Origin of the sequence: Lishizhenia sp. (assembly GCF_033720595.1) — a bacterium.
Lineage (GTDB): Bacteria > Bacteroidota > Bacteroidia > Flavobacteriales_D > Crocinitomicaceae > Lishizhenia.
Window position 1 is genome coordinate 1 of record NZ_JAWWCF010000133.1, and the last position, 8,605, is coordinate 8,605.

Consider the following 8,605-nt stretch of genomic DNA (forward strand, 5'->3'; position numbering starts at 1 on the left):
ATCTCAAAGACTCAATTATCTTTGGATGCTGTGGAAAGAAGAAAGTTTATTCAATTAACGGGACTTGGAAGTATCCCTTTGATTTTTGGTGCGTGCAGTATACCTGAGATGGAAGAAGGGTATGATGTTGCTGTAGATAGTAATCGTTTGCGCGGACATGTTTTGCGCGAGCAGTTGAGTAAACCGGTGGCTGCTACTTTCGAAAATGAACTTTTAATTATAGGGGGAGGAGTGGCAGGAGTGGCTGCTTATGTAACAGCCCAGCAAGAAGGAAAAGACGTTGCTTTGCTTGAAACCAATTCTTATTTGGGAGGAAGTGCAGGAGGAGGTAATTTTAAATCTGCCCGTTTTGCGAAAGGGGCACACTACGATTTAATTTATCCTTCTTATTATGGTAAAGATGCCTTGGCGCTTTTGAAAATAGCTCAAGTTATAGAACAGAACGAATTTACCAAGGAATACCATTTTGTAGATGCCCAATATCTTATAGATCCTAAAAAGGAAAGTACTTGTATACGTTTCGGAAAACGTGTGCACGAACCTTTGTCGGACTTCGAAGACCTCCCTGTGTTTGAAAAACTCTTACAGCCGTATTTGGGGAAAATGCCTATGCCCACCCGACTCATTCCACAAGAACTACATGCTTTAAATAATCTTGATTTTCATACTTGGTTAATGCAGCAACATTCTTTCTCTGACGAATTCATTAGAGCTGTAGATTATCAAATGCTAGACGATTGGGGTGGAACTTCTAAAGAGGTATCGGCTATTGCAGGTATACACTATTATATGTGTAGAGATTATAGTCAATCACCAGAATTACTTTCTCCACCAGAGGGGAACCTTTACTTTGTAGAAAAGCTGTTAGGCTTGAGTGATTACCAAAATATTCACCTCAATACTTTGGCGGCACATATCCAAGAAACAGAGAATGGTTTTGAAGTAAAGGCATATAACTTTGAAAAAGATCAAGTGGAGCTGTTCAAAGCAAAGCAAATCGTTTATGCCGGACAAAAACACAGTTTGCAGTATGTCTTTCCTAGAGCTCACCGACCAGAACTCATGGCGGAAGCAAGTGCTTGGGTAAGTATCAACTTTGTTCATCCGCGACCAAAAGAAAAAGTAGAAAATGTCTTTTGGCAAAACGACTTTATAGGAGAAAACAAAAACTTCATGGGCTTCTCTGACTCTCGTGCTCAATTTGATTATATAGAGAAGTACGATGTGCTAACAGCTTACTATTGTTTTTCACCGGAGGAAAGGGAAAAGTTAATCGCCTTTGAAAAAGATCCGAGTGGAATTATAGAACAAACAATAGCCTACCTCAAAGAAAGTCTAGGAGAGAATTATCCCGAAAAGTTAAAGTATGTCAATGTGAATATACTCGGTCATGCCATGCCTTTGCCCAAACCTGGCTACCTTTTGAACGATTGGAATCAAAACCGACCGGTACAAAACTTTACCTACGCAGGTGTAGATACTGGTAATTTACCCTTGTTTTTTGAAGCTTTGGATTCTGGGATACGGGCAGTGAGAAAGTTGCAGTCTTAAAGAGCTACGTTTTCAAAATGTTGAGTACAACTACTTTTGGATAAGTAAGTTTGGTTCTTGTAAATATTGCTCCACAGATGAACCTGTTAAATACCATCAGCAATCCTATACTTTCTAGGGTAACTCCAAACAAAGTTTACTCATAAACCACATGTCCGTTTTGTATTCTTCCTACCCATTTCAGTACCAATTCTAATTGACCGTCAGGAGTAAGGTTAGAATTGTCTAATACTATAGCATCGTCGGTTTGTATTAACGGACTTTCTTTTCTTGAAGTATCCAACTCATCTCTTTCTTTTAAGTTGGCAGCAACATCTTCCCAATTCACTTCTTCGCCTTTTGCTTGCAATTCTTTATAACGTCTATCAGCTCTAATTTCTGGAGCAGCTGTTACAAAAAGTTTCAATTCAGCATTCGGGAAAACCACAGAACCTATGTCTCTCCCGTCCATAACAACACCACCGGTTTCACCCATCTTGCGTTGCTTGTCCACTAAGAAAGATCTTACCTCACTTATCTTGGCTACCTGAGAGACTACTTGAGATACCTCTAAAGTTCGAATCTTGTGTTCCACGTTTTTACCGTTGAGTATCAACTCAGGTTTTTGCTCTTTCTCGTTGAACTCAAAGCTCAGATCAATTTCAGGTAAACGAGAAATCAAGACGTGCTCAGCGATTTTTCCATCCAAGATCAATTCGTTTTCAATCGCATATAAACTCACACCTCTATACATGGCGCCTGTATCTACAAAGATATAGTTCAATTCTTTCGCCAAAGCTTTGGCCAAGGTGCTCTTTCCACAAGAAGAATATCCGTCTATTGCTATTGTTAACTTTTTCATGATTGAATTTTAAATGGGATAAGTGCGAATATAAGGTGCAAACTTCAATATTCAATGCATCAAAAAAGGCTTTTGCAAGTAGCGAAAGCCTTTTAGTGTCTTTAAATCGTTTGCCTATTCTTTGATTTCGGCGTCTGGAGCATTTTTCATTACGCTCGAAATACCATTATCTCGAGCTGCTTTTGTAGTGTACATTTCACTAGATCCTATGATTTGTCCATTTCCTGCTTTTAGGTTGAAGTAGAACTGACCATTTTTTGCTTCTTTGCGCTCAAAATTGTCGTCTTCTCCACCATTTTTTTTCACAGATTCTATTCCGTTTTCAGCTCCTGACTTGGAACTGTATCCTTGACTAGATAAAATGATTTCGTGATTTCCTGCTTTTAAATTAAAGTACCAATCGTTGTTTTTCTCAGATTGGAAAAGTTTAAAGTAACCCATAGTTGTAAAATTTAAGATTCCTCCTTAAATTATAGAATCTGAATTACATTTACTTCATAGATCATTAGAAAAGTCATCCGAAATTGATAAATGTCGCTCTACAGCTTTTAAGTGCAAGTGCAGTGTTCGCCTCAATTTGAGAATTGTGAATTTATGTACTGATGTGTACCTATGAGTCTTGTTTATCGTAGTGCGTTTTCATTTTAACGAAAGGGGAATTTAAGAAGGAGTTTGTATGGTTAAGGAGTAGGATAAGTTGATTCTCATTAGTTCCTAATCCAAAGAGTAGGATCGTTAATATTCTAGTTAAATGTCTAAAAACCTAGCTGTCTAAAAGTCTAAATACCTATTTTTGTCGCAAATTGAAAGGTATATGATTCCATTTTCTCCGCCGAGGATAGATCAGGCAGTTGTTGATGAAGTAAGTAAGGCTTTGTTGAGTGGTTGGATTACTACAGGTCCGCGTACAAAAAAGTTTGAACAGGAGATAACTGATTACACGGGTGCACAGAAGACCTTATGCGTTAGTTCTTGGACGAACGGAATGGAAGTAGTGCTTCGTTGGTGGGGTATAGGCCCAGGTGATGAGGTGATAATTCCAGCTTATACCTATTGTGCATCAGCAAATATTATTGTGCACACAGGAGCTACTCCTGTAATGGTAGATTTAAATAAAGAAGATTTTAACGCAAGTGTTGATGCTATTAAAGCTGCCGTTACTCCGAATACCAAAGCGATAATGGGAGTGGATATTAGTGGTTTTCCGGTTGACTTTGACGAAATATACGAAGTAGTCAATAGTCAAGAGGTAAAGGCACAATTCCAACCTGCGAATGATTTGCAAAAACAGTTAGGAAGGATATTGTTGCTTTCGGATGCTGCGCATTCATTTGGTGCAGAATATAAAGGTAAGCGCATAGGTGCTTGCGCGGATATAACAGCTTTCTCTTTTCACGCAGTTAAAAATCTGACGACCGCAGAAGGTGGAGCAGTATGTTTCAATATGCCTGAAGGTTTCGATCACGACGATATTTACAAGCAATTCAATACATTGATTCTTCATGGTCAGTCGAAAGACGCTTTGGCTAAAACGCAAAAAGGAAACTGGCGTTATGATGTGGAGGAACCGGGTTATAAATGTAACATGACAGATTTGCAAGCTGCAATTGGTTTGGTAGAGCTTTCGCGTTATGAGGAAAACTTAACAAGAAGAAAACAAATCTTTGCGGCCTATACATCAGCTTTTGAGAAGGAAGCTTGGGCTATTATACCTCCGTATAAAACAGAAGATAAAACAAGCAGTTATCACTTGTATTTACTACGAATAGCGGATGTGACAGAAGCACAACGTGATGCTATTATTCAGGAAATCTTTGAACAAGATGTTTCTGTAAATGTGCACTTCCAACCATTGCCTTTGTTAACGGCGTATAAGAAGCGTGGTTATAAAATGGAAGACTACCCAGAGGCTTGGAATAAATATGCCAATGAGATATCGCTACCTGTTTATTTCGATTTAAATGATGAGCAAGTACAAACGGTGATAAAGGCGGTGAGGAATGCCGTTCAAAAAGTTTTAGGGTAATGAAAAGATTGTTTGATATCGTAGTATCTATTGTAATTCTTTTATGCATACTTCCCTTCGGTATTTTGCTGTCTATATGGATAGCTTTAGAAAGTGCAGGAGGTGTTTTTTACAAACAAGAGCGCATAGGTAAAAACGGTGTGCCTTTTTATTTGTTCAAATTTCGATCTATGCGCAAAGATGCTGACAAACAAGGTCGACTTACAATAGGTATGAAAGACAATCGAATTACCAAGTCAGGCCAATTTATACGCAAGTACAAGTTAGATGAATTCCCTCAATTCCTGAATGTTTTAAAAGGGGAAATGAGTATTGTTGGACCTCGTCCAGAAGTGAAAGAATATGTAGACCTCTATACTCCCGAACAAGCAAAAGTCTTGGAAGTTAAACCAGGAATTACAGATTATGCTTCCTTAGAATACTTTGATGAAAATAGAATATTGGGGGAGAGTGATGATCCTCAAAAGACCTATGTAGAGGAGGTTATGCCGGCCAAACTTCGTTTGAACATGAAGTATATTGCAAAACCTACCTTAGCCACAGATGTGAAAATAATGTGGTCAACTTTCAAGAAAATTATTTCATAAAGTAAAACCTTCTGGAACGAAAATCTTAGTCGTTTTCTAGGTAGGATTTATAACTTTTTGAAAATCAATAAGTGATGGGTTTGACAGTGGTGCTGTCAATTTTTTGTTAAAAATCGAAAATCCAAAGGAGGAAAGAAGGTGAAACTTTTACCTCGAAAATCAAAAATCACTATTCACATGTGTTGATAACTTTCAACAGCACTGTGTTAAAAATCAGCAACTTTATTCATTTCGGTATTGGTTTATAAATTAAATTGTGTACATTTGCACCCCCCAAAGTGTGTTTGGGGGAGTAATTTTTTGTAAATAATAAATAGAAATATGCCAACTATTCAACAGTTAGTTCGCAAGGGTAGAACAGCGCCGGTAAAGAAGAGCAAGTCAGCAGCACTTGATTCTTGTCCGCAGCGTAAAGGGGTATGTGTAAGGGTTTACACCACTACTCCTAAGAAGCCGAACTCGGCAATGCGTAAAGTAGCCAGAGTACGTTTAACAAACGGTAAGGAAGTGAATGCTTACATCGGTGGAGAAGGTCATAACTTACAAGAACACTCGATGGTGTTAGTGCGTGGAGGAAGAGTAAAAGATCTTCCTGGTGTGCGTTACCACATCGTTCGTGGAGCAGAAGATACTGCTGGTGTTGAGGGAAGAACTCAGCGTCGTTCTAAGTATGGAGCAAAAAGACCTAAGAAATAATTTTAAAGCTTTTTAGAGATGAGAAGAAGAAAGGCCAAAAAGATTCAGATACTTCCGGATCCAAAGTTTAACGATGTAGTTGTTACTAAATTCGTTAATAACATGATGCTGGATGGGAAGAAGAACCTTGCGTTTAAGATTTTTTACGATGCTATTGAGATCGTAAATACAAAAGTTGAAGAAGAAGAAGGATTAGAGATTTGGAAGAAAGCTCTTCACAATGTAACTCCTTCAGTAGAAGTTAGAAGCCGTCGTGTAGGTGGTGCTACTTTCCAAATTCCTACTCCGGTACGTGAAGGAAGAAAGCAGTCACTTGCGATGAAATGGTTGATCGGATACGCAAGAAAGCGTAACGAGAAGTCAATGGCGCAAAGACTTGCTAACGAGATAATCGCTGCCTCTAAAGAAGAAGGTGCTGCGTTTAAAAAGAAAGAAGATACATTAAGAATGGCTGAAGCGAACAAAGCGTTCTCTCACTTCAGATTCTAAAATATAAGACATGGCAAAAAGAGATCTTACATTTACACGTAATATCGGGATTATGGCGCACGTAGATGCTGGTAAAACAACAACTACAGAGCGTATCTTATATTACACAGGTATTAGTCACAAGATTGGTGAGGTACACGATGGTGCTGCAACAATGGACTGGATGGAGCAAGAGCAGGAAAGAGGTATTACAATTACTTCTGCTGCAACTACTTGTTTCTGGAAGTATCCAACAGTTCAAGGTCAAGCAGTTCCTGAAACGAAAGAATACAAGATTAACATTATTGATACTCCTGGTCACGTTGACTTTACAGTTGAAGTTGAGCGTTCATTAAGAGTTTTAGATGGTGCTGTAGCATTGATTTGTGCTGCATCAGGTGTTGAGCCTCAATCTGAGACAGTTTGGAGACAAGCAGATAAGTACAAAGTTCCAAGAATTTGTTTCGTAAACAAAATGGACCGTGCTGGAGCTGATTTCTTCAGATGTTACAATGAAGTTAAGGAGCGTTTAGGAGGTAATCCTATTCCATTACAGATTCCTATCGGAGCTGAGGATGATTTCGCTGGAGTTGTTGATTTGATCACAATGAAAGGAATCTCTTGGAACGAGGAAGATAAAGGGATGACTTACGAAGAGTTTGATATTCCTGCTGATTTAGTAGATGAAGCACAAGAGTGGAGAGAGAAATTGATCGAAGCTGTAGCTGAGTCTGATGACGCATTAATGGAGAAGTTCTTTGAAGATCCAGAATCAATCACTACTGAAGAGGTTATGGATGCTATTCGTGTTGCTACTTGTAACATGTCTATCCAGCCAATGATGTGTGGTTCTGCATTTAAAAACAAAGGTGTTCAGACAATGTTGAACGCGGTTATGGCATTTTTACCATCTCCACTTGATAAAGGTGCAGTTGTAGGTATGAAGCCAGGTACTGATGAGGAAGTTTCTCGTGAACCATCTAACGATGCTCCACTTGCTGCATTGGCATTTAAAATCGCTACTGACCCATTCGTAGGTCGTTTATGTTTCGTAAGAGCTTACTCAGGAACTATTCCTGCAGGATCTTACGTTCACAATACAAGAACTGGAAAGAAAGAGAGAATCTCTCGTTTATTCCAAATGCACTCTAACAAACAAAATCCAATTGAATTATTGGAAGCTGGTGATATCGGTGCTTGTGTTGGATTTAAAGACATCAGAACTGGAGATACATTATGTGGAGAAAAAGATCAAATTGTTCTTGAGTCTATGGACTTCCCAGATCCAGTTATCGGTATAGCTATTGAGCCTAAAACTCAAGCTGACATTGATAAATTAGGAGTTGGATTGAGCAAATTGTCTGAAGAAGATCCTACGTTCCAAATTCACACTGATGAGGATTCAGGTCAAACTGTAATCTCAGGAATGGGAGAGCTTCACTTAGAAGTATTGATCGACCGTTTAAAGCGTGAATTTAAAGTTGAAGTAAACGAAGGTGCTCCTCAAGTTTCTTACAAAGAGAAAATCGCTGGATCTACGGATCACAGAGAAACTTACAAGAAACAATCAGGTGGTCGTGGTAAATTCGCAGATATCGTTGTGAATATTTCTGCACAACCAGATGAAGAGAAACTAGGTTTAGAATTCATTAACAACATTAAAGGTGGTAACGTTCCAAGAGAATTTATCCCTTCAGTTGAAAAAGGATTCAAAGAAGCTATGAAGAATGGTGTATTGGCAGGTTACCCTATCGATTCATTAAAAGTTGAGTTGAATGATGGATCTTTCCACGCAGTCGATTCAGATTCTTTATCTTTCGAGGTTGCAGCGAAAATGGCATACAGACACGCATTGCCTAAAGCTAACCCAGTATTGTTAGAGCCTATCATGAAGTTAGAAGTTGTTACTCCTGAAGAAAACATGGGTGACGTTGTAGCTGACCTTAACCGTCGTCGTGGATTGATGAAAGGTATGGATGATAGAGCTGGTGCAAAAGTTGTTAAAGCTGACGTTCCATTATCAGAAATGTTTGGATACGTTACAACTTTAAGAACAATTTCATCAGGTAGAGCATCTTCTACTATGGAGTTCTCTCACTACGCAGAGGCGCCAAGAAACGTTCAAGAAGACGTAATTGCAAAAGCTAAAGGAAAAGTTACAGCTTAATTTAAAGTAAGATGAGTCAAAAAATTAGAATCAAATTAAAATCATACGATCATAACTTAGTAGACAAATCTGCTGAGAAGATTGTTAAAACTGTAAAGACTACTGGTGCAGTAGTTAGTGGACCAATTCCATTACCAACGCACAAGAGAATTTACACAGTATTAAAATCTCCACACGTAAATAAGAAAGCGCGTGAGCAATTCGAATTATCATCATACAAGAGATTGTTAGATATCTACAGCTCTTCATCTAAAACAGTAGATGCATTG

At 38.6% G+C, this 8,605-nt stretch carries 9 protein-coding genes; 7 read left to right on the forward strand and 2 right to left on the reverse strand.

The features are described from left to right. A partial coding sequence (locus R3333_RS09985) for an NAD(P)-binding protein (protein WP_318958650.1) occupies positions 1–1,551 on the forward strand: 1,551 nt, incomplete at its 5' end. Positions 1,552–1,687: 136 nt separating this feature from the next. On the opposite strand, the gene cmk is transcribed toward R3333_RS09985, so the two are convergent. Together cmk and R3333_RS09995 are read right to left on the reverse strand one after the other, a co-directional pair. Further along, positions 1,688–2,392 carry a (d)CMP kinase gene (cmk, locus tag R3333_RS09990; RefSeq protein WP_318958651.1) on the reverse strand — a complete coding sequence of 235 codons (705 nt, stop codon included), beginning with the start codon at positions 2,390–2,392 and terminating at the stop codon, positions 1,688–1,690. Positions 2,393–2,506: 114 nt separating this feature from the next. Continuing rightward, positions 2,507–2,833: a YegP family protein gene (locus R3333_RS09995; protein WP_318958652.1), complete on the reverse strand. Its 327-nt coding sequence runs from the start codon at positions 2,831–2,833 to the stop codon at positions 2,507–2,509. Positions 2,834–3,206: 373 nt separating this feature from the next. On the opposite strand from R3333_RS09995, the gene R3333_RS10000 reads away from it, so the two are divergent. From R3333_RS10000 to rpsJ, 6 genes are all read left to right on the forward strand, one after another. Next, positions 3,207–4,418, forward strand: coding sequence for a DegT/DnrJ/EryC1/StrS aminotransferase family protein (locus R3333_RS10000; RefSeq protein ID WP_318958653.1), 1,212 nt, complete (start codon positions 3,207–3,209; stop codon positions 4,416–4,418). Next, a complete protein-coding gene (locus tag R3333_RS10005) occupies positions 4,418–5,005 on the forward strand; it encodes a sugar transferase (RefSeq protein ID WP_318958654.1) in 588 nt (195 codons plus the stop codon). The genes R3333_RS10000 and R3333_RS10005 overlap by 1 nt, the downstream gene beginning before the upstream one ends. A gap of 321 nt (positions 5,006–5,326) precedes the next feature. After that, entirely contained in the window at positions 5,327–5,701 is a 375-nt protein-coding gene (gene rpsL, locus R3333_RS10010; RefSeq protein ID WP_090248821.1) for a 30S ribosomal protein S12, read from the forward strand. A gap of 18 nt (positions 5,702–5,719) precedes the next feature. After that, positions 5,720–6,190: a 30S ribosomal protein S7 gene (gene rpsG, locus R3333_RS10015; protein ID WP_318958655.1), complete on the forward strand. Its 471-nt coding sequence runs from the start codon at positions 5,720–5,722 to the stop codon at positions 6,188–6,190. Positions 6,191–6,200: 10 nt separating this feature from the next. Beyond that, the gene (gene fusA / locus R3333_RS10020) at positions 6,201–8,336 is read left to right on the forward strand and encodes an elongation factor G (RefSeq protein WP_318958656.1); all 2,136 of its coding nucleotides are present in this window, start codon (positions 6,201–6,203) and stop codon (positions 8,334–8,336) included. An 11-nt stretch (positions 8,337–8,347) separates the two neighbouring features. Continuing rightward, on the forward strand, positions 8,348–8,605 hold a 258-nt coding region (rpsJ, locus tag R3333_RS10025; protein ID WP_318958657.1), incomplete at its 3' end, for a 30S ribosomal protein S10.

Coding starts and splice junctions, on each gene's coding strand:
- fusA (WP_318958656.1), top strand. CDS start 6,201: ATGGCAAAAAGAGATCTTACATTTACACGTAATATCGGGATTATGGCG.
- R3333_RS10000 (WP_318958653.1), top strand. CDS start 3,207: ATGATTCCATTTTCTCCGCCGAGGATAGATCAGGCAGTTGTTGATGAA.
- rpsL (WP_090248821.1), top strand. CDS start 5,327: ATGCCAACTATTCAACAGTTAGTTCGCAAGGGTAGAACAGCGCCGGTA.
- rpsG (WP_318958655.1), top strand. CDS start 5,720: ATGAGAAGAAGAAAGGCCAAAAAGATTCAGATACTTCCGGATCCAAAG.
- R3333_RS10005 (WP_318958654.1), top strand. CDS start 4,418: ATGAAAAGATTGTTTGATATCGTAGTATCTATTGTAATTCTTTTATGC.
- R3333_RS09995 (WP_318958652.1), bottom strand. CDS start 2,833: ATGGGTTACTTTAAACTTTTCCAATCTGAGAAAAACAACGATTGGTAC.
- cmk (WP_318958651.1), bottom strand. CDS start 2,392: ATGAAAAAGTTAACAATAGCAATAGACGGATATTCTTCTTGTGGAAAG.